The sequence below is a fragment of the Alloacidobacterium sp. genome (genome assembly GCF_035631355.1).
GTDB lineage: Bacteria > Acidobacteriota > Terriglobia > Terriglobales > Acidobacteriaceae > Alloacidobacterium.
This window is the reverse complement of record NZ_DASQIX010000011.1, coordinates 52,805-74,213: the sequence shown is the minus strand read 5'-3', so window position 1 is coordinate 74,213 and position 21,409 is coordinate 52,805. Positions and strand designations below refer to the sequence as shown.

The following is a 21,409-nucleotide window of genomic DNA, read 5'->3' as shown; positions in this document are numbered from 1 at the left end:
AAGATGAGCCTGAACCTGAAATCACTGATCAACAAACTGGATGACGCGACTCGCAGCGCCTTTGAAGCTGCCGCCGGTCTCTGCGTCTCGCGCACGCACTACGACATTGAAGTGGAACACTACCTGATGAAGGTCATCGACAGCTCCGACAACGACGTCGCCTTCATCCTCAAGCAATACGGCGTCGATAAATCGCGTCTCACGCGCGAACTCGAGCGCAGCCTCGACCGCCTGAAGACCGGCAATGCTCGCAGCCCAGCCTTCAGCCCGCAGTTGGTCAAGATGCTGACCGAAGCTTGGACCATCGCCACCATCGAATACGACGCCAACCAGATTCGCACCGGCTTCACGCTCATGGCGCTTCTGCAGAATGACGAGCTTGGCCGTCTTGTCCGCGATGTCAGCAAGGAACTGCAACTGATTCCCGCTGAAGCGCTGCGCAACGACTTCTTCACCGTCACCGCCAAGTCGCGCGAAGAGCACTCCGCAGCCAGCGCCGCCGCTCCCGCAGGAGCAACCGCGGGCGATGGCGCGCCGCGTCCGGCCGGTTCCGGCAAAACGCAGCATCTCGACCAATACACCGAAAACCTTACCGCCAAAGCCAAAGCTGGCAAGATTGATCCCGTACTCGGGCGCGATGCCGAGATTCGCCAGGTTGTCGATATCCTCATGCGCCGCCGTCAGAACAACCCCATCCTCACCGGCGAAGCAGGAGTAGGTAAAACCGCCGTCGTTGAAGGTTTCGCCTTGCGCGTAAGCCAGGGCGATGTGCCGCCGGCGCTGCGCAATATCCAGTTGCACAGCCTTGACCTTGCTCTGCTGCAAGCCGGAGCAGGCGTCAAAGGGGAATTTGAGAACCGTCTCAAAGGACTCATCAACGAAGTCAAGTCATCGCCGCATCCCATCATCCTGTTCATCGATGAAGCCCACACCATGATTGGCGCGGGCGGTCAGGCTGGACAGAACGACGCCGCCAACCTGCTCAAGCCTGCACTCGCGCGCGGCGAGTTGCGCACCATCGCGGCCACCACATGGTCGGAGTACAAGAAGTTCTTCGAGAAGGACGCGGCCCTCGCCCGCCGCTTCCAGGTCGTCAAAGTCGAAGAACCGGACGAAGACCAGTGCGCCACCATGCTGCGCGGCATCATTGCGGCCATGGAAAAGCACCACAACCTCCGCATCCTCGACCAGGCCGTCACCTCAACCGTGAAGCTTTCGCACCGCTATCTCGCCGGACGCCAGCTGCCAGACAAGGCAGTCAGCGTACTTGATACAGCCTGCGCGCGCCTCGCTCTGGGACAGACCACCATCCCGCCTGCCGTCGAAGACGCAACCCGCAGTATCGACGATCTCAAAGTGCAGAAGCAGATTCTCGAGCGCGAAACCACCGTTGGCGAAGATCATGCCGAGCGCCTGCAGTTGATCGAAGACAAACTCAAAACCACTGAAGCCTCTCTGGCTAAGCTGACCGAACAGTGGCAGAAGGAAGTTGATCTCGTCAGCCGCATTCGCGCCATGCGTGAAGCTCTCGAATCCGGTGCGGAAACTGTGAAAGCAGAAGGCGACGGCAAGCCTGAAGTAAAGCCGACTCTCGAAGCTCTGCAAGCCCTCGAAGCTGAGCTCGAAAAAGTGCAGGGTGAAAACCCGCTTATGCACGTCTGCGTTGACGAACAGATCGTCGGCGAGGTCATTTCCGCCTGGACCGGCATTCCCATCGGCAAGATGGTCAAGGATGAAATCACCTCCGTCCTCGAGCTCGACCAGCAACTCAAGAAGCGCGTCATCGGCCAGGACCATGGCCTTGCCGCCATCGCCCAGCGCATCATCACCTCCCGCGCCAATCTTGACGATCCCGGCAAGCCGGTCGGCGTCTTCATGCTCGTCGGACCCAGCGGCGTCGGCAAGACGGAAACCGCTCTGGCCCTCTCCGACCTGCTTTACGGAGGTGAGCGCAACCTCATCACCATCAATATGTCGGAGTTCCAGGAAGCGCATACTGTCTCGTCTCTAAAAGGCTCGCCTCCGGGATACGTTGGCTACGGCGAAGGTGGAGTTTTGACGGAAGCTGTCCGTCGCCGCCCGTATGCGGTCGTCCTGCTCGACGAAGTAGAAAAGGCCCATCCTGACGTGCTTGAGCTTTTCTACCAGGTCTTCGACAAGGGCAATATGGAAGACGGCGAAGGCCGCTCCATCAACTTCAAGAACACCGTCATTATCCTCACCAGCAACGCCGCCACAGACACGCTGGCCAAGCTCACTGCTGACAAGGAAACGATGCCTGATCACGAAGGCCTGCTCGCCGCCATCAAGCCCGAGCTGAACAAAATCTTCAAGCCCGCGTTCCTTGGACGCATGATGGTTATCCCCTATTTCCCGGTGCGCGATGAAGCGCTGAAGCAGATCATCCGGCTCAAACTCGGCAAGATCCAGCGCCGCTTGCAGGAGACGCACAAGATCGCGCTCGTCTACGACGACACGGTGCTCGAAGAAGTGGCCAAGCGTTGCACGGAAGTCGAAAGCGGCGCGCGCAACGTCGACAACATCCTCACCAACACCATGCTGCCGGAGATTTCCCGCGAAGTCCTGGCGCGCATGGCGGAAGAAACGCTGACGGAAAGAGTGACTGTCGGCGTATCTCCCGAAGGGCGCTTTACATATGAGTGGTAAAGCATGTTCAAGCGGTTTTTCGGTAGAAGAACCGGGCTTTAGCCTGGTGAAAACTTGCGAAAATCCATGGCTTTAGCCCCGGTTTCGCCGGACCGATACCGATGTGAATAGCTCTGGGCCTCGAGCGGCCGTGAAACGTTTGCGGCCGCTCGTCAACCAAATGAAAGTAGTGGCGAACGCGTATGGCATCAATACAAGCAGACCGGATTCTTAACTTCACGAGCACGCTAGGGTCGGACGTGCTTCTACCGGAGTTTCTCGCCGGAGTCGAAGGCATTTCCGAGCTCTTCTACTACCAGGTCGAACTGGTTGCGGACGTAAACACATCCATCGACCCGAAGAGCATTATCGGCACAAAAGTCACGGTTGGTATTCTCGCCGACGATAGCGGGACTGAGCGCTACATCAACGGCATCGTCGCCAGCTTTGAATTCTGCGGTGGCGATGACGAGTACAACAACTACCGCGCGTATATCGTCCCCAATATCTGGCTGCTCACGCTCAATCTCAACACTCGCGTCTTCCAGAACAAGACCGTCACCGATGTTATCCAGTCCGTCCTCTCGCCATACAACATCAGCCCATCCATTCAGACCTCTGGTACGTACACTCCTATGGAGTACTGCACACAGTACCGCGAAACTGACTTCGCCTTCATCTCACGCCTGATGGAGCAGCACGGCATCTTCTATTACTTTCAACATGCCAAGGATGACCACACTTTTACCCTGCAGGATACTTCCACCAAGCTCAGCGCCTGCCCCATCCAGAATTCCTTTATGTACTCGCCCGAAGGCGACAAGAGCGCGGGATTCTACGACTTTGTAATCAGCACCCTGCGCTCCCGCACCGGCATGGTTACAGGAAAATACACCGCATGGGACTACAGCTTTATCCGCTATAAAACCCTTCCCGATCCGCTGGCCAGTACGCAGACCGCCGGCCCGCTGGGAGCAAACAGCAATGAGCAATATGATTACGCCGATAGCGCCGGGTCTTATCTCAAGGGAGCTGGATCGGACTCGACCATCGCCGACCTCTCCAATTTCTTCCAGACCATGCGCCGCGACGCTGGCGACGCCGAGTGCGTCGTGATCGAAGGCATATCCAATGCTATTGCCATGCAGACCGGCTTCAATTTCACGTTGACTGAATATCCGCAGTCGGCCGTCAATACAAAATATCTACTCACCCGGATCGAGCACAGCGTGCGCCAGTCGCCGCCTTATCGCGCGCGTGGCACGACAAACACGCCGCCTTACAGCAACTCATTTACGGCGATTCCATTCGCCACGCTTTACCGTCCGCCAAGAAGAACGCACAAGCCTGTCGTCAATGGCATGCAGACCGGCCAGGTTGTCGTGCCCTCCGGTGAAGATTCGCACATGGACAAATACGGTCGCGTCAACGTGCAGTTCTTCTGGGACCGTCTACGCAAGGCCAACACGCCTGACAATACCTGGCTGCGTGTTGCGCAATCATGGGCAGGCAAGGGCTGGGGCACATACTACTGGCCGCGCGTCGATGACGAAGTCCTCATCGACTTCATCGAGGGCGACCCCGACCAGCCTATCGTCGTCGGCTCCGTCTACAACGGTGTCAACATGCCGAAGTACGATCCGGCTGGCCAGTACACGCTCTCCGGCATTCTGACGCGCAGTTCTAAAGGTGGGGGCGCGGCCAACGCCAACGAACTCCGCTTTGAAGATCTCGACGGTAAAGAACAGGTCTTCATGAACGCCGAGCGCGACTACGACCTGCACGTCGAGCACGATCATCACACGCTCATTGGCAATGAGCAGCATGAAAAGATCACTTCCAATCACTTCATGGAAACCGATGGCGATTCCCACTCGCTGGTGAAAGGGAAGCGCAACGAAGAAATCGACGGTGACCTTAGCCAGACTCTCAAGGGCAACCACACGATCAAGTTAAGCTCCAACCATGGCGAAGATATCGGCTCAAACTCCGCCATCAAGATTGGCGCCAATTCCGACACAAGTGTCGGAGCCAACCTGACGGAAAAAGTTGGCGCGAATTATTCTCTCGATGTCGGCGTTAACGAGAACCACAAAATCGGCATGATGTACAACATCGATTCCGGCATGATGATCAACATCAAAGCCGGAATGTCGATCGTCATCGACGCCCCGATGGGCGTGAGCCTCACCTGCGGCGGCAACTTCGTCAACCTCACTCCTGCCGGCGTCATGATTCAGGGCATCCTCGTCAACATCAACAGCGGCGGTGCGGCCATGTCGGCGCAGTCCGCCAGCACGCAGTCTCCGCAATCTCCTACTTCACCCACCGCTCCAACGGCTCCAACCTTTCCCGGTGACGCTCCGCCATCGCAGGCGGCAACCGCCGCAGCCGGTTCTTCCACCACTACTCCTAAGGCCACCACTGGTAGCGCCAGCAGTAGCCCCGCTTCCTCTACCCCACCGGCTGCTCCACCAGCCGCAGCTGCCGCGGCAGCTGCATCCTACGCCGCGCAACAGGCGACACAGCAGGCAGCACAAGCAGCCCAGTCTGCCGCAAACGATGCGCAACAGTTCGCGCAGGCAGCCCAAACCGCAGCGAATCAGGCGCAGCAGCAGGCACAACAAGCCGTCAATCAGGTGACGCAGGAAGCGCGGGCGGCATACGGGCAGGCTAATCAAGCCGTGCAGGCTGCCCAGCAACAGGTGAGTCAGGCGGCTGCACAGGGACAAGCCGCCGCGCAGCAAGCTCTGAACCAGGCGCAGGCGGCTGCACAGCAAACTGCGCAGCAGGCCGCCGCCGCCGTCCAACAGGCCCAACAGCAAGCACAACAAGTGGAACAACAGGCACAGGCCGCTGCCCAACAAGCCCAGCAGCAAGCGCAACAAGCTGAACAACAGGCACAGCAGGCTGCCCAGGCCGCCGAAAAACAGGCACAGGCCGCTGCGCAGCAAGCGCAACAACAGGCAAGTCAGGCCGTGCAGCAAGGACAGCAGGCAGCCCAACAGGCCCAGCAACAAGCACAACAAGCTGCCCAGCAGGCGCAGGCGGCGGCAAAGCAAGCGCAAGCCGCTGCGCAGCAGGCACAACAACAGGCACAGCAGGCTGCCTCGCAAGTCCAGGGAGCAGCAAGTCAGGCCACGCAACAAGCACAACAGGCGGCAAACCAGGCCCAGCAATCTGCCCAGCAGGCCATCGGCCAGGCGATGAAAGGATTTTAGTCAGCCATGGGAATGCCTGCTGCAACCATCACTAGCATGACCGCGCACGGCGGCAACGTCGTCATGGGATTTCCCACGGTCATGATCAACTTCATGCCGGCCTCGCGCATCGGCGACATGCACGTATGTCCCATGGTCACCGGAATCGTCCCGCACGTTGGTGGACCGTTCATCCTCGGCGCGATGACCGTCCTCACGGGATTCATGCCCCAGTCCCGCGTCACCGACCAGCTCGTCTGCGTCGGTCCGCCCGATGTTTGTGTCATGGGTGCGATGACTGTTCTCGTCGGCATGTCTGCCTCTGGAGGAGGAGGTGGCGGCGGCGGCGGGGCAGGAGGAGGAGGAGCCGCAGGGGCTTCGGGCGGCATCGCGGCGATGGGAGCATCGGTTCCTACGCAGAGTCCGGCTGCTGCGGCAGCATCAACACAGGCCACCATGCAATCAGACGGAACCGTTGCTACGCAAACCACAGCTCCCTTGAGCAGTCTTCCGCCTATTCAGCTGCAGTCTCCGGGCTTTCCTGATCTGCCGCCCGAAGTGACCTCTACGTTTCAGAGCGTCGCCCCGGTCACGCTGCCGCAGGGAACGCAACTCTTTGCCGCAGCCAGTTCCGCCGCGGACAGCGCTCCCAGCTTCTGGTCTGCCGTTCCGCCCGAAATCACCAATGACGCGAACGATCTGGTCAAAGTCCTGACCGTTACTGCTCCCGATGGAATGAAGGCATGGGCGGGCCAGGCGGCAACCGCTGTAACGCAGACAGTTTCACAAGCGCAACAGGCAGCGCAGCAGGTCGCAAAAGAAGCGCAACAGAATCTGCAGCAATTGCAACAACAGACCCAGCAACAAATGCAGGCGGCCCAGCAAGCCGTCCAGCAGGCACAACAGCAAGTTCAGCAGGCCGCCACCCAGGGAAAAGCCGCTGCACAGCAGGCCGTCCAACAGGCGCAGCAGCAAGTCCAGCAGGTGCAACAAAAGGGTGCGGCTGCCCTCCAACAGGCGCAGAACCAGTTCAATCAGGCGCAGCAACAGGCAAAGCAGGCATTGCAACAGGCCCAGCAGCAGGCGCAACAGGGAATAAATCAGGCGAAGCAGGCTGCCAGTCAGGCGCAACAAACCGCGCAGCAGGGAATGAATCAAGCCCAACAGCAAGCCGCGCAGGTGTACACGTCAGCCGGCGCCGCAGCCAATCAGGCGATGCAGACATTCGCTGCGCCCAAAAAGAGTTAGGCCCTAAAGCATGGTAACCGTCACACAGACCATCCCTCAGCCGGTCGCGGAGCGTTATCTCAACGCGCTGAAGGGACTCATTTCGACGGTGCGCTCGGCCCTTGGCGCCGCAGGCAATGCGCCACAGTCTTCGGGATGGAAAAAAGACATGCTGCCGCTTCTCGAAAACCGTCTTACAGCCGCGCAGATTGCAATGGCACACCATGCTATCGGCGATCAGGAGCCGCTCGTGGATCTCGCGCTCAAATCGCGCTATCTGGCGCGCGAAACAGATGGTTATTCTCTGGGTTTTGCAGGTGAAGAGTTGGCGACGCAATACGAAGACAGGCGTCGCCTTGTGGTCTTTGCGGCTTGGCAGGTCTGCGAATCCGCCGGTGTTGTTTGAGTTCGCACGAAAGGGTGCCCCATCCTATCTCCTCCGTATTTCGTGGAGATAGGGTGGGTAAAGAGGTGAACAGGGTCCCCAGGTCTTAAAAAGACCTGGATTTGCAGCATTCAAAGAGATTCACAAAACTCGTTGATTTGAAACAAAATGTCGTCCTATCCGCAACAAACCGCCAGCCAGTCCAACGCAGCCCGTATCGGGCGCTGGATCATTCCCGCCATCCCCTTTGGCTGGACGTGGATTCCTGACTTCGGCATCCAGAAGATGGGCGAAGGTACTGTTCCAAGCAATGTATATCTAAAAGAAGATGAGATGCTTGGAGGCGATAAGCTCATCCTCTACATTCAGGCCCAAATCACGCTAATGAAGCGCACCTTCCTCGACCCGACCATTGCCGGACCCGCTCCATTACAGTTTGAAGGCGCCGATGAAAGCGGCCTGTTGATGCTTAAACACCAGCCCATGAACAACATAAGCGTTATCCAGGTCCAGCACTATATGCGTTCAGGCAAATGGATCGGCATCGCCACGCTAACCACAACCGAGACTGAACTACTTAAAGTACGTCCCGACTTCGAGCAATTCATGAAACTTCTCCGTATCCAGCCAATTGCATAATCCCAGTGAAATATCATCCTGAAGCTGAACGCAGTGAAGCGGAAGGACCTGCTTTTTCACCTTTCGTGCCGTAAGCGAAGGGTGGGAGACCACAAATGTCAATGTAATGCACCCAGATCTGCGAAAGCTTGCTTTCAGCAGAAAACCTGCTCGTAATCCTCCGCATCAAGTTAGTAAAACGTTTTCACGCCCGGCTTAGGCCCTGCGGACACGAGAAGCGAATCATGTCAAAACTATTCAGTCATTTATTTAATCGTGGGGACGCCTTGGCTCTGCTCCGTTTCATCTCCTACAAAGTGAGTATTTATGCCGGGCGTGGTCAGACCTTCTAAAGTCCTGATAGTGGATGATGAACAGCAAATCTCAGATTCTCTGGGCCAGATATTTTCGTCTCGCGGTTATGAGGTATGGGTGACGTATTCGGCAGAACAAGCCATCGATGTGATTGCCCAATGGCAGCCTGATCTGGCAATTTTAGATGTCATGCTACCCCAGATGAATGGCATAGATCTGGCCATCGTCATGAAATCAAATTATCCGTCTTGCCAGTTCCTTCTCTTTTCCGGTCATCCCGGCACCGCTCAGGTTGCGGAAGAGGCCGCGAAAAAAGGCCATGTTTTCGACATTTTGACGAAACCGGTGCCCCCGGCCCTTCTGCTCGAAGCCGCGGCAAACATGCTCTCCATCAGTCCAGCACTCACGGAGAATATGAAGGAACTGGAAATCCCTCAGGCAGTTACGAGTTACACCGATGTGATAGGGGACGCCAGCATTGGAAGTGAAAGTTCTGCTATGCCCCAGCAGGCAGTGAATATATGCCTGCAACTGGCGGAACTGAGGCTCTCGCTCTGTTTTACTTTCTGCGCGGTTGCAGAAACTGAGCTCCGTAACGGTCAGCGGGTCAGGGCGGAAAATCTCGTCCAGAAATTGCGGCAAACGGCCCAATCAGTCCGGCTCCAGGTCGATGAGCACAATCTTCTGACAGAGGATCTAAGAGCGAACGTGGACGCAAAACTGGCGCAACTCGACCAGAAAGTCCTGGATATTGAGAGACGTCTGGCTAACTAGAGAGTCTCAGTACGCGATCCGGTATAGCGGCGCACAATGGGAATACTGGCCGTGTTCTTGATCGTAACCCGGCGATAGAAGCACATGCCCATCCAGATGCCGAACAGGAAAGCTACAAACAGCAACGAAAGTACAACGATCATAAAAACCAGCTCCTCGAAGGAAAATCGAAGGGCGAAGCGGGGTTAGCCGAAGGTCCTACGCCAGCCAGGCAGCCGGCGCTTTCCGCAACGCACGTAATCTTGTGCATTTCGGAAGGGCAGCGTTTCACAGAAACAACAAGTTTTAGGGATAGAAAAACCCGCCGCTTTCGGCGGGTTTTGCATTTGGGCTGGACGCCCCAGGTCCTCTACGAGATCTGGGGCATCCACGCTAGTTACTGTAAAGCAGCACGCCCTCCGTCTTGAGGTCGCCTTCCTTGCCAACCGGCCGATAGAACAGTTGGTTGTTTTCAAGATAGACCTCCAGGAACGCAGGCCTGTCAAGAATGTGTCCGGCAATCAGCGCTTCCGACAGCGGATCTTCCACGTAGCGCTGCAATGCGCGGCGCAGCGGACGCGCCCCATAGGTGCGGTCCACCAGCGTCTTTTCGAGGATCCATTTCTTGGCCTCCTCGATGACAGAGATGGTGATCGCCTTCTGCGCCAGGTTCACGTTGAGCTGCTGCACAAGCAGTTCAAGGATCTGGATCAAATCGGCGTCGGACAAGGCCTGGAAGATGATGATCTCGTCGAGACGGTTGAGGAATTCCGGATTGAACGTCCGTTTTACCTCGTTCTTTACCAGTTCTTCGACCTTCTCGGCCACCAGGTCTTCGCGCTCGCTTTGGAACCCAAGCCCCTGCTTCTTCTGCAGGTGCCGGGCGCCGATGTTCGAAGTCATGATGATGATCGTGTTCTTGAAGTCGACCGTGTTGCCCAGGCCGTCCGTCAACTGACCGTCCTCGAACACTTGCAACAGGATGTTGAAGACATCTGGATGCGCCTTCTCGATCTCGTCAAGCAGCACAACCGAGTATGGCGAGCGCTTCACGCGCTCCGTAAGCTGTCCGCCCTCCTCATAGCCTACATATCCCGGAGGCGAGCCAATCAGTTTGGAAACAGAGTGCTTCTCCATGAACTCCGACATGTCGAAGCGAATCAGGGCCTTTTCCGAGCCGAAGAGGAACTGCGCCAGCGTGCGCGCCATCTCCGTCTTGCCAACACCCGTCGGCCCGAGGAAGAGGAACGATCCAATAGGACGATGCGGAGATTTGAGTCCAGCGCGCGAACGTCGAATCGCGCGGGCAAGAGCCGAGATGGCCTTGTCCTGCGAAATGACGCGCTTGTGCAGCTCTTCTTCCACACGCAGCAGCTTCTGCGTCTCTTCTTCCTTGATCGAGGTAATCGGAACGCCGGTCCAGCGGCTGACTACGTCTTCGATGTCTTCGCGCGAGACGATGCCTGCGGCCGAGTCATCCAGATGATACTTGTCGCGCAGGCCGCGCAGGTTCTCGCGTTCCTTGCGCTCTTCATCCGAATAGAACCGGGCCTTCTCGAATTCGTGATTCGCAATGGCCGAGTCCATCCTGTGCACGATGAACTTGATCCGCTTGTGGACCTCGGTGATTTCTTCGGGCAGGGAAGTCTGGCGCAGCTTCACCCTCGCGCCCGCCTCGTCGATCAGGTCAATCGCCTTATCGGGCAGGAAGCGGTCGGGAATGTACCGGTTCGAGTGCGACACGGCGAACTGGATCGATTCATCGGTATAGCTGACCGCATGAAATTTCTCATAGCGGTCCTTGATGCCCATGATGATCTTGATTGCATCCTCTTCGTTGGGCGGCGGGACTTTCACCGCCTGAAAGCGCCGTTCCAGCGACCGGTCTTTCTCGATGGACTTGCGATATTCACCCGGAGTCGTCGCGCCAATGCACTGAATCTCGCCGCGTGAAAGCGCCGGCTTGAGGATGTTGGCAGCATCGAGTGAACCCTCCGCCGATCCCGCGCCAACCAGAGTATGCAGCTCATCGATGAAGATGATGGAGTTCTGGTTCTCCATCAACTCCTTCATGATGGTCTTCAGCCGCTCTTCAAACTGGCCACGATATTTCGTGCCGGCAACAATCAGCGAGAGATCGAGCGCCAGCACCCGTTTGTCAGAGAGGAAGCTGGGCACATCACCGTCGGCAATGCGCTGCGCCAGTCCTTCGACGATGGCTGTTTTGCCCACGCCAGGCTCACCAATCAGCACTGGGTTGTTCTTGGTGCGCCGGCACAGAATCTGCACAACGCGCTCCAGCTCGGCGTCACGTCCGACGAGCGGATCTAGCTGGTTGTCCATCGCCGCTTGTGTCAGATCGCGCGAGAACTCAGCCAGCAGGCTCGACTCGCGGTTGCGCTGCTGCGCTGGGGCCTTCTCCTGCGTAGAGCGCGCAAGTTCTTCGCGGATGGCGACCAGTTTCAACCCGCGCTCGTGCAGGATTTCAGCCGCGAAGCACTTCTCCTCACGCAGCAGCCCAAGCAGTAAATGCTCAGTGCCGATGTGCTTGTGCGAAAGCCGCTCGGCTTCTTCCGCTGCATAGGCGAGAACCCGCTTGCACTCGTTAGAAAGAGGAAGATCAACCGAAGTTGAAACCTTCTCCCGGATGGTTGTATGCCCTTCAATCTGCTTTCTAATGGATTCAACGGACGCGTGCGACCGCAGAAAGCGGTTGGTCAACGCCTTGTCCTCACGCAAAAGCCCGAGCAATAAATGCTCGGTCTCGATGTACGGCGAGCCGAACTGGCTGGCTTCATACCGTGCAAAAAATATGACGCGACGTGCTTTTTCCGTGTAGCGCTCGAACATGTTCCCCCTAAGAAGAGCGCCGCCGCTGTCGAGCTTCAGACCTTTTAGTCCAAACCCTTCTTATTCAGGGTTTGCTCCCAGCCTGCAAAAACGTCTTCATTTCTTACCGCCTCCTTCAACCCAATCAAAACCATGCTGGTTGAAAGCGGCCTTTGGTCTGGGTGCTCACTGCATCCATCCCGCTTTTTGCACCCCTGCCTGCGAAAACCGCGCAATCCGGGGACCCCGCTTTTTCCGGAGAGACTGTCGCCATTCCTCCGGTCTTGCCAATCCGCCTAGACCGCCTGCGGATTCAGTTCTTCAATGCGGCCTTTTTCCAGCCGCATGACGCGCTTACATCGTCGTGCCAGCGTCATATTGTGCGTCACAATCACCGATGTCAAATGATGCCCTTGATGCAGTCGTTCAATCAAGCTGAAAACCAAATCCGCTGTACCGCTGTCCAAATCGCCCGTAGGCTCATCAGCCAGCAGTAACCTCGGTTGAGTTACTAATGCGCGCGCCAGTGACACCCGTTGCTGTTCGCCGCCGGATAATTCGCCAGCCTGATGTTCGGTTCTGTCACCCAATTCCACTTCTTCGAGCCATCGCTGCGCGCTCTTCGTTGCAGCTTCTTTTGATTCACCCCTTGCCAGCAGAGGCATGGCTACGTTCTCCAAGGCCGTAAATTCCGGCAGCAAATAGTGAAACTGCCACACATAACCGATCTCCCGGTTGCGGAAGGTGGCGGCCTGCTTGGTTGAAAGGTTTTTCAAAGGAATTGAGGCGCAGTATACGTCACCCTCAGAGGGCGTATCAAGAGCACCGAGGATGTGTAAAAGTGTGCTCTTTCCCGCCCCTGACTGGCCTACGATTGCCAGCAGATCGCCTGGCGCGACCTCAAAACTGAGTCTTTCAAACAACACCAACTTCCCGCGCCCGGTCAAATACTCCTTGCGCAGGTTCTTCACCTGCACTAATGGATGCAGATTTTCGCCGGAACGACTCAGGCCGGAAAGCGCCATCTTGCCGGAAACAGGGCCGGAAGCGGTGGAGAAGACTCCCATACTTACCTCTAACATTGTTGGACACCAAAAAGAAAGCGCCGTCTCGCCTGTTTCTCAACTCAAGTGCACCAAAGTGCAACGGGAGCTGTCTTGCACAACAAATAGTTGCAGATCATCCGTCGAACATTTCGCCAGAAATCTGCCCATCGTCTTATTTCATCGGAACCACAGGCTTGTTCTGAAGGACAGCCAACTCGTCCTGCACTTTTTTCCAGGCTTTCGCGTTCCTTTTGGTGATGATGGGGGATTTTGGGTCGGAATAATAAGCGAGAATGTCCCGTTTCAGTCCGGAAGGGGCTGGCCCTGTACTGGTTGTAATCAGGGCCAGCAGTTTTGCATAGGTCTTGTCGGTTCGCGGATATCCGCCCGGCTGGACGACATACCCCGTGTCAAGGTCGCGATTATCCAGCTTCATTGTGATTTCAGGATTTTCTGCAGGGAACTGGTGCAGGCGATTCAGCAGGTCTTCATAAGCGTTTAGTGATCTGCTCACGCTGGCCATGTATTTGCTTTCAGTCTGTTCGGTCGGGATTTTTATGGACAGATCGGAAGCGGGGCCAATTTTCGGCGTAATAATGATCAGAAAAGCCAATAAATGCGTCTTAAACCCTGCTTTTTTGCGCGTATTTTGCCAGCCTTTATAATCGGCCTGCTGCAGCCTCTGATCGAACTTTTGCGCCTCGTCGTTAGGAGGATCGGCAGGGAAGTCGTGCTGATGAATCAGCCCTTCTGCGTGCGCGAAATCCGGCAGAAAACTGCGTACCGAATTCCGGTAAGAGCCTATAGCTGCCCTGCGCCGCCTCTTCCCCAGCACTTCATTGAGGTGCAGCCCATAAGTCTCAAAGAATGCGCGCTCCAGCAGATCGCCTGAAACTCTCAGGCCAACGTGGTTCAGATAAGCTGACGGCGCAAAATGGTGCTTTGTGAGCTGGTCGATATCGAACGCAAACTCCGTCCGGACGTGGCCATGGGGGCTCTCATCGTAGGTAATGGAGTGTCCATACTGTAAGGCCAGCTTGGGAAATTCAATCGCAGTCGCGGGATTAACCGCATCATGGTGGCCGATGCTGTCGCCGATATAGTGCGACAGAGCGCCCAGGGCGAAAGCCAGTTCATCCACATTTCGAGCATTGCGAATCAGGCTGGCAACAAAATCCCCGGTCCTGACGTAGTGCGTGAGATTGCTGAAGAACGTATTCGCGAAAGGATAGTAGCCGGCATCTTGAATTGCGCATCCCCCATAGGCATAAGACTGCGCCACAAGCAGTTGCTCCGCTGTTGTGTTGGGGTAACGCGCCAGAAGCAGCGGCTTGATCGACGGCTCCCAGGACAAATCAATTATCTGTTGATGTGTCAGCACGGAATAAGCAAAGCCAGACGGAGGTACAGCGACCAACAGCCAGATTAAGAATTCACAGATGAGTGAGTTGAAAGGGCTTCGTAAGAAACTTCTGCATCGTACAGGCATTCGCTTATACGAGGCTGACGCGACGCAGCGGGTTGCTCCTACTCGTACCGCAGCGCTTCTGCCGGTAGCACTCGGGCGGCAGAACTGGACGGGTACAACGTCGCCAGCAGCGACACTCCAAGCGATACAACCGCAACAATGACGCTATAGAGCAGACGCGGTGCAAAGGGCAGGTAGTCAATGGAATAAACATCGGCCGAGAGGTGAATGAAGCGGTAGTGCCCTCCGGCCCATGCGAGCACGTTACCCAGGACGAGACCCAGAGCCGTTCCGAGAATACTGATAAGAAATCCCTGCATCAGGAAAATGCGGCGAACCTGCCCCGGCTGCACACCCATTGACATCAGCACAGCAATGTCTTTCGTCTTTTCCATGACCATCATTGTGAGCGCGATGAGGATGTTCAGCGCGGCGACGCAGACGATCAAGCCGATCACGATGAAGGTGACGATCTGCTCCAGCTTGAGCGCGCGGAAAAGCTCGCGATTCTGCTCCATCCAGTTCGTCGTTTCAAACCCTGGCCCGGCAGCCTCTTCAATCTCCTTGCCGATACGGTCAGCGTGATAGAGGTCGTCTACCTTGAACGAAATCACCGAAATCACGTCCGGCTCCCCGAAGAGGCGCTGCGCATCGCTCAGGCGAATAAATCCGTAGCTCGAATCGTATTGGTAGAAGCCGGAATGGAAAATGCCCGCAATCTGAAAGCGCTGGTATTTCGGTACGAGACCATAAGGAGTCAGCTCACCCTGCGGGCTGGTTACGATGACCGTATCGCCGACTTTGGCGTCCAGCGAGTTTGCCAGATCATAGCCGATGACCAGCGGGGGAGTGGCGCGGTTGGCGTCATCAGGAGATGAATTTTCCGATTGCGAGAGCGCTGAGGCGCTGCCCTCAGTGATATTCGAGAGCAGGTCGCTGACCGTGCGCTCTTCCAACGGAATAACGCCCTTCAGCTCTGCGCCGCCGGAAAGCGCGCCGCGCGATACCAGCACCTGTTCATACAGTCCGGGCGCGGCGGCAGCCACGTGCGGCAAATGTCGCAAACGATCAGTAAGCTCGCGCCAGTTGTGGATGCCATCGCTCTGTATCCGCATGAGGTCGACGTGCGCGGTCGAACTGAGCAGCCGCTCGCGCAGGTCCCGGCTCATGCCATTGGTAATGGCCAGCGCGATGATGAGTGAAGCTACGCCAATCGCGACTCCGGCTACGGAAATTGCAGTGATGACACCAACCACAGCCTGTCGCCGTTTAGCGCGCAGATAACGTGCCGCGACAAAAAGCTCAAACTTCACCGGACGACTGCCTTTGTCGCCACCGCATTTTCATAGCGGTCATAGACGCGGACCGTAATCACATGTTCAGCAGGGTCCGACGGGGCTGGCACGCCCGGTTGTGACGGTGTCAATGACGCCGTAAAGTCATAATGCTCGGTCAGCGAATCAGACAGCTTGCCTACAGGCTCCACATACTGCCACGGCCCGGCATCGATGGAATATTCTGCGTGGCCGATGGGCGTGGCACTGTCGGTCGCGGTCAGAGTGACGTGAATTCTTCCGCTCTCCATGCGAGCTGCCATGTCGGAAAGGACAGGTGGCGTGGTATCGATCAGGAAGCGGTCGCTGATGCGCTCGGCTGTAAGCGCCTCGCCCGGATTGTGCGATGGCGCATCGCTCGCAATGACCTTGAGCCGGTACGCTCCATCGGGAAGCGCGGTTGCGTCAAATGTGTAATAGCGCTCCTTGATCTTTCTTTTCAGCAACTGCCAGTTAGTCTCGCCTTCGCCGCGATAATACAAGCTGTAAACCAATTCGTCGCCGTTCTCGTCACGGGCGGCCCAGCGCGCCGTTACCGCCGACTTGTCCTTGATGCCCGACATGGACTCGCGTCCCGCCTCGGCGTTGAACTGCAAGCCGGTATTTGCCGGCGTAGTGAAGTTGATCGGTACGGATTGTTGCTGCTGGCCCTGAACGGGAGGGGCGTTCGCCCGCGCTCCCGGCACTACTACCATCTCGTCAATTGTTGGAGCGACATTTACAGGGAGATAATTGATACCAACCGCGCCCACTATCGCACCCGGATGCAGGACGACCTTCCACTGTACGAAACGCGACATGTCGAGGCCGATTGGTCCGCTGTTGGGCGTGACTTTTTTCCAATCGCTCCACGCCCGCTCCGGATTTTCAATATTGCCCGCTCGCGCGTAGAGTTCGTAGTTCTGCGAAGCTGAATCGACTTCAGCGCGGCCCCAGCGCGAGAAGACGCCTGCATCAAAAACGTCGCTCAGGTAAGTTCCTTCCGCAGCTTCGGAGTGACTCAAGAGATAGACTTTGCCGGTATTTGCCGTGCCGACATACAGCCCTTGCGGTGAGTCGGCAAATCCTACCGCCTGCGACGCTTCAAGATGGGCAATGTCGGCATACTGGCTATCGTCATGAATCCGGTAAATGCGTCCGCGATTACCCGAGGCGGCCAGCAGACCCTGTGGCGTCCAGTGCAAGGCGTAGACGATGTCATCGTGATCCGACCAGATTTTGTGTGGCGCGCCCTGCGGTGGAATCGCATAGACCTCAGAGCCGTCGGGAATCACCGTGTTGCCATTGAATGCCTGGACTGAACCGGGTTGGACAAGCGTAATCGTAGCGGACACAGCAGGAATGCCCTGTACCGGCAAAGGAGGCAGCGTAGTCTGTCCCTTGCTGCCGACGGCCGACGCATAGACCGTGCCGTTGCCTGCAATCGCGACCGAAGTAATCTCGCGCTTGGGCGCGTCGTAGAGGACGTATCCTTTGCCACTGCCGTCCACGCGATAGATAAGGCCGCTTCCATCCGAACCGGCAATCAGGTTTCCCGCTTTGTCAAAAGCAATGGTACGAATGTGCTGCTCATCACTCCTGAAGAACAGGGATGGCTTGGCCCCGGCTTTTGCAACTTCAAGCCTGTAGACCGCCGCCGGCCCGCCTGTGGCGATGTACAAACGTCCCTCGCTGTCGAACGCCAGGTCCCAGATGTATTTCGGTTTTTCCGTTGTCTGCGCGGGATCGAAGACCACCTCGGCTTTGGTCTCATCCAGATCTGTGGCTCCTGGGGGAATCTTGTAGACCTTGCCTGAGGGCAGGGTAGCTGCATAAACAGAGCCGTCCTTCGCCACGCAGACAGCCTGCACGGTGAGATCTTTGCTGGAAAACAGCTTGGTGCTCTTGCCATCCGATGTAATGCGCAGCACCGTTGCCGGAGAACCGGTAGCCACATAAGCATTGCCCGCGCTGTCAGCCGCAATTGCCCAGACATAGGTGGAAGGCGTGACCGCAATCTGCTTGCTCTCCGGGCCTGGCTCCAACATTCCGTCACTGCGAACGGCCACGCCCTTCGGCGTGCCTTTTTCAAATTCATCAAAGCGCTGCTGCGTCCAGAGGCGCGTGCCTTGGGCGGCTGCAAGGGAAGCAGACAGGCAGCAGAAGACTAGAGTGGCGGATAGGCGGCGGATCATGCTGATGTTGAGTCTACTAAATAGCCCGCTCCTGCTGCACAGATGATGGGGCGTGGATAAGTCGAGTCAAGCAGGGCAGTATTTTCCGTTTGCAGGATGCGAAATGCTGTCGACTTTAATCGGTCATGTGATTCTTAGCTCACGATAAGCGCATCGGGATAATGCGCTCATTGAGAAGCTGTGAAGGTAGATCGATGGATTGAAGCGCGTTTATAGTTACCTGTGTTTCACGACGGCGCTATCGAGCCTTGATGAGGGATGATAAAGCCCTTCAGTAGCGGGTGAATATCTTTAGAGAGGAAGTCGGCAAACTGTTCGTCCACATTGGTGCTAGTTCTGTCGCTTGATGTCGGAGAGAAAATGTTCGAGGCGCATGCCATTCAAGTGAGTTGATTCCACAAACTAGGCAGATCCGATCGGTTTGGTGAAGGAATAGGTAACGATGCACACTAGGGTGTCATGTAAACGTCAGCTATACTCCAACCCTTACCCTTCTCAATTGGTGTCATATACGGGCCGATCTCGGCACCCTGGCGGAATTTTTCAAGGTCGCTTTCAATAGAGGGCAGACCAATCTGAGCTCTACGTTTGTCCGCGGCCGCCATGTTATCAATCAGCGGCCAGTAAAGCTTTGCGCTGCCCGGGATATCGCCCGGTCCCATGACAGAGCCGTAAATCTGGGGCTCGCCAGCCACGTTGGCAAGGCGGTCGCATAGGTGGGCATAGAGCCGGGGGTTGACATGATCTTCCCGGAAAACTCTTTTGAGAGTCGCGAGTTGAGTCATTCTCCAGACGTTGTCGCCATCGGCGTGTCCGAAGAGAAAGAAGAAATCCGCCGCGGCTTCATCACCTACGGCGGCCCTCTGTGGCCAGCCATTTTCTGCGACGATCGACTGGACGCGCGCATCCGTAGCCTTGCGGAACTTGACATAGCGCCGAACAATCTCGGGAGCATCAGGCACCTGGGCCCAAAGTGCATAAACCACCGAATCGTAGAAATTGGGATTATATTTTTTCACTTTAGAACGATCGACATAGGACTCAAGGGTCTGCTGAAATGCAGGATTTTTCTTAGCGTTTTGGAGCTCCGCCAAAAGCGCTTGGTCTTCATTGAACAATCGGACAATTTCCCGGGCGAGCACTTCGTTTTGGCCTGCCTTGGAAGTGGACGGTACAGACGGCGATGCCTGCCTAGCTCTTACAGGCGCAAGCGCACTGGCTGAAGCGATCGCCAGCGCTGCAAGCAGCAAAAGGGTGAGTGTCTTGTTCGCTATAAATTTAACCATCCCTATCACCTTTCGGGTATACAACTTATCTCAATTGTCGATTTCAGGCCTCGAGCTGGTTTCGATGAGTGCATTGGGTTATGCACTCACCGAGATCCGCCGATTCAGATAGCCGACATACCGCCGTCGACGGACAACTCCACCCCATTCACGAAGCTAGAATCGTCCGAAGCAAGAAACAGCGCGGCCGTCGCAATTTCCTCAGGACGACCCATCTTTCCCCGCGGGATCAGGGATTCGAACATCTGCTTCGCCTCCTCGTTGAGAACCTGGTCCTGCATCGGTGTGGCGATCGGTCCCGGGCTCAGCACGTTCACCCGGATATTCCTGCCCTTCAGTTCGTTGAGCCAAGTGCGTGCGAATGAGCGCAACGCCGCCTTGCTCGCCGAATACGCGCCGAAACCAGGAAAACCTTTCACCGAAGCAACTGACCCGGTCATGAAAATCGATCCGCCATCGTTGAACAGCGGCAACGCCTTCTGAACCGCAAACAGCGTGCCGCGCACGTTCAGGCCGAAGATCGTATCGAAGTGCTGCTCGGCAATCTCGCCGAGTTTGGCTGCCTCGCCCCAGCCAGCGCTCGCGTACAGGACGTCGATCTTGTCCTTTTCCCGCTTGACCGTATCGAACAGGCGGTCGAGGTCGTCGAGATTGGCCGCGTCGCCGCGCACGCCGGTCACGTTCCGGCCAATCAATTTGACGGCCTCATCAAGCGCCTGCTGCCTCCGGCCCGTGATGAAAACGTAGGCGCCTTCTTCAACGAACCGCATGGCGCTCGCGAGCGCCATGCCGCTCGATCCACCCGTGATGACCGCAACTTTACCCTCAAGCTTTCCCATAACTGCTCCCTTCGGTAGATGTGTAGCATTCCGTACAGAGGAGTAGATTCCCCTAGCAGTGGACGAGAACTGCTCGGGAGTCCTAATCTTTTGTCTATTCGTCCAAAAAGATGGAGGCTGAGTTGGACCCGATGACAGACATCTTCAGAACGATGCACGTAACCGCTTTCGGTCAGCACAGGCTCGAAGCCACTGCCCCGTGGGGCTTGATACAGGAGGGTCAGACCGAAAAAAGAGGCAAAAAGATTTCACCCACAGATTTGGCGCACTTCGCCATGCTTTCGCGCGGCAACTGCTGGCTGAGTGTGGAAGGGATTCCGGAGCCGATTCCTCTAACCGGCGGTGATTGCATTTTGTTGGCCCGGGGGACTTCGTTTGTTATGCGCGACAGCCTGCGAACACGTCCGAAGAGAAGTTTCCGCGAGGTCGCGGCCAGGGATGGCAGCAATGTAGCTCATTATGGAGGTGGTGGCGCGCCGACGACAATCGTCTGTGGGTCCTTGAGTTTCGATCGCGCCAGCCTGAAGCCGATCACTCAGTTATTGCCGAGCTTCATTTTGATTAAAGCCGATCAGGCCCACACGCTTGCTCTTCACAACACAATGCAGGCGCTGGCGTCAGAAATGGCAGAACAGGCGCCGGGATCTGAAGTAGTCGCGACTCGGCTGGGCGAGGTTCTGTTTATCCAGGCACTCCGGGCGCATATCGCGTCGGGAGTAGGATGGCGCAACAAAGGATGGCTTCGTGCGATTTTCGATCCTCAAATAGGCATTGCCCTGAGTGCCATTCACGACAGTGTGGATATACGCTGGACGGTCGAGTCCCTGGCAGAAACGGCTGCTATGTCTCGCTCCGCATTCGCAGCGCGTTTTAAAGAGCTACTCGAACAAACACCACTAGAGTATGTAACCGAGTGGCGGATGCAGAAGGCGATGCAGTTACTCGAACAGCGTGACAAAAAGCTCATAGAGGTCGCTCGGTCGGTCGGTTACGAGTCCGACGCTGCGTTCAGTAAGGCGTTCAAGCGAGTTGTCGGGGCCAGCCCTGGCGAATACCTCAAACGTGGTTTTGAAGACCGGGATAATGCCGGAATGGCGGAAGCTTTTTGAGGGATTTCCGTCCCATGGCCGCCGGGACTGTTGCATTCAGAGCAGGTCGCTCATTGAGTCGCTCAGATCGATTGAGTCTTCACTGCTTGGGCGTAAATGGCTGTTTGGTAGCCGACCACCGGCCTTAAAAATGGAATCGTTTCCACTTTTCGTTTTTTAAGGATATAATCCGACCGTCTC

The 21,409-nt window shown here is 56.6% G+C and carries 15 protein-coding genes; 7 read left to right on the top strand and 8 right to left on the bottom strand.

The features are described 5' to 3' along the window. Positions 1 to 3: 3 nt before the first annotated feature. The 6 genes from tssH to VEV40_RS03545 all read left to right on the top strand — a co-directional run bounded on the left by tssH (position 4) and on the right by VEV40_RS03545 (position 9,165). Positions 4 to 2,667: a type VI secretion system ATPase TssH gene (tssH, locus tag VEV40_RS03570; RefSeq protein WP_324830218.1), complete on the top strand. Its 2,664-nt coding sequence runs from the start codon at positions 4 to 6 to the stop codon at positions 2,665 to 2,667. A 182-nt stretch (positions 2,668 to 2,849) separates the two neighbouring features. Next, a complete protein-coding gene (locus VEV40_RS03565; RefSeq protein ID WP_324830217.1) occupies positions 2,850 to 5,867 on the top strand; it encodes a type VI secretion system Vgr family protein in 3,018 nt (1,005 codons plus the stop codon). 6 nt (positions 5,868 to 5,873) lie between these two features. Next, the gene (locus tag VEV40_RS03560; RefSeq protein WP_324830216.1) at positions 5,874 to 7,094 is read left to right on the top strand and encodes a PAAR domain-containing protein; all 1,221 of its coding nucleotides are present in this window, start codon (positions 5,874 to 5,876) and stop codon (positions 7,092 to 7,094) included. A 10-nt stretch (positions 7,095 to 7,104) separates the two neighbouring features. Further along, complete coding sequence (locus tag VEV40_RS03555) at positions 7,105 to 7,479, top strand: hypothetical protein (RefSeq protein ID WP_324830215.1); 375 nt, start codon at positions 7,105 to 7,107, stop codon at positions 7,477 to 7,479. Positions 7,480 to 7,626: 147 nt separating this feature from the next. Continuing rightward, positions 7,627 to 8,097: a hypothetical protein gene (locus VEV40_RS03550; protein ID WP_324830213.1), complete on the top strand. Its 471-nt coding sequence runs from the start codon at positions 7,627 to 7,629 to the stop codon at positions 8,095 to 8,097. A gap of 306 nt (positions 8,098 to 8,403) precedes the next feature. Further along, positions 8,404 to 9,165, top strand: coding sequence for a response regulator (locus VEV40_RS03545; RefSeq protein ID WP_324830211.1), 762 nt, complete (start codon positions 8,404 to 8,406; stop codon positions 9,163 to 9,165). On the opposite strand, the gene VEV40_RS03540 is transcribed toward VEV40_RS03545, so the two are convergent. The 8 genes from VEV40_RS03540 to VEV40_RS03505 form a co-directional block, all read right to left on the bottom strand. Then, entirely contained in the window at positions 9,162 to 9,308 is a 147-nt protein-coding gene (locus tag VEV40_RS03540; RefSeq protein ID WP_324830208.1) for a hypothetical protein, read from the bottom strand. The genes VEV40_RS03545 and VEV40_RS03540 overlap by 4 nt on opposite strands. A gap of 229 nt (positions 9,309 to 9,537) precedes the next feature. Next, complete coding sequence (locus tag VEV40_RS03535; protein WP_324830206.1) at positions 9,538 to 11,994, bottom strand: ATP-dependent Clp protease ATP-binding subunit; 2,457 nt, start codon at positions 11,992 to 11,994, stop codon at positions 9,538 to 9,540. A 275-nt stretch (positions 11,995 to 12,269) separates the two neighbouring features. Continuing rightward, positions 12,270 to 12,998, bottom strand: a complete 729-nt coding sequence (locus tag VEV40_RS03530) for an ABC transporter ATP-binding protein (protein WP_324830204.1) — start codon at positions 12,996 to 12,998, stop codon at positions 12,270 to 12,272. 193 nt (positions 12,999 to 13,191) lie between these two features. Then, a complete protein-coding gene (locus VEV40_RS03525) occupies positions 13,192 to 14,373 on the bottom strand; it encodes a zinc dependent phospholipase C family protein (RefSeq protein WP_324830202.1) in 1,182 nt (393 codons plus the stop codon). Positions 14,374 to 14,546: 173 nt separating this feature from the next. After that, positions 14,547 to 15,800 (bottom strand): ABC transporter permease, encoded by a 1,254-nt coding sequence (locus tag VEV40_RS03520; protein WP_324830200.1) that lies wholly within the window; start codon positions 15,798 to 15,800, stop codon positions 14,547 to 14,549. Next, positions 15,797 to 17,995, bottom strand: coding sequence for a hypothetical protein (locus VEV40_RS03515; RefSeq protein WP_324830199.1), 2,199 nt, complete (start codon positions 17,993 to 17,995; stop codon positions 15,797 to 15,799). The genes VEV40_RS03520 and VEV40_RS03515 overlap by 4 nt, the downstream gene beginning before the upstream one ends. A 449-nt stretch (positions 17,996 to 18,444) precedes the next feature. After that, on the bottom strand, positions 18,445 to 19,281 hold the full coding sequence (locus tag VEV40_RS03510) for a DUF6624 domain-containing protein (protein WP_324830198.1): 837 nt from the start codon (positions 19,279 to 19,281) through the stop codon (positions 18,445 to 18,447). Between the two features lie 104 nt (positions 19,282 to 19,385). Next, positions 19,386 to 20,120 (bottom strand): SDR family NAD(P)-dependent oxidoreductase, encoded by a 735-nt coding sequence (locus tag VEV40_RS03505; RefSeq protein WP_324830197.1) that lies wholly within the window; start codon positions 20,118 to 20,120, stop codon positions 19,386 to 19,388. A 122-nt stretch (positions 20,121 to 20,242) separates the two neighbouring features. Here VEV40_RS03505 and VEV40_RS03500 point away from each other — a divergent pair, with 122 nt between their 5' ends. Continuing rightward, a complete protein-coding gene (locus VEV40_RS03500) occupies positions 20,243 to 21,229 on the top strand; it encodes an AraC family transcriptional regulator (RefSeq protein ID WP_324830196.1) in 987 nt (328 codons plus the stop codon). Positions 21,230 to 21,409 lie beyond the last annotated feature (180 nt).

Bases quoted from the DNA above. Each gene is read 5' to 3' on its own strand.
- VEV40_RS03555 (WP_324830215.1), top strand. From the start codon at position 7,105: ATGGTAACCGTCACACAGACCATCCCTCAGCCGGTCGCGGAGCGTTAT.
- VEV40_RS03530 (WP_324830204.1), bottom strand. From the start codon at position 12,998: ATGGCGCTTTCCGGCCTGAGTCGTTCCGGCGAAAATCTGCATCCATTA.
- VEV40_RS03540 (WP_324830208.1), bottom strand. From the start codon at position 9,308: ATGATCGTTGTACTTTCGTTGCTGTTTGTAGCTTTCCTGTTCGGCATC.
- VEV40_RS03515 (WP_324830199.1), bottom strand. From the start codon at position 17,995: ATGATCCGCCGCCTATCCGCCACTCTAGTCTTCTGCTGCCTGTCTGCT.
- VEV40_RS03550 (WP_324830213.1), top strand. From the start codon at position 7,627: ATGTCGTCCTATCCGCAACAAACCGCCAGCCAGTCCAACGCAGCCCGT.
- VEV40_RS03535 (WP_324830206.1), bottom strand. From the start codon at position 11,994: ATGTTCGAGCGCTACACGGAAAAAGCACGTCGCGTCATATTTTTTGCA.
- VEV40_RS03505 (WP_324830197.1), bottom strand. From the start codon at position 20,120: ATGGGAAAGCTTGAGGGTAAAGTTGCGGTCATCACGGGTGGATCGAGC.
- VEV40_RS03565 (WP_324830217.1), top strand. From the start codon at position 2,850: ATGGCATCAATACAAGCAGACCGGATTCTTAACTTCACGAGCACGCTA.
- VEV40_RS03545 (WP_324830211.1), top strand. From the start codon at position 8,404: ATGCCGGGCGTGGTCAGACCTTCTAAAGTCCTGATAGTGGATGATGAA.
- VEV40_RS03560 (WP_324830216.1), top strand. From the start codon at position 5,874: ATGGGAATGCCTGCTGCAACCATCACTAGCATGACCGCGCACGGCGGC.
- tssH (WP_324830218.1), top strand. From the start codon at position 4: ATGAGCCTGAACCTGAAATCACTGATCAACAAACTGGATGACGCGACT.
- VEV40_RS03510 (WP_324830198.1), bottom strand. From the start codon at position 19,281: ATGGTTAAATTTATAGCGAACAAGACACTCACCCTTTTGCTGCTTGCA.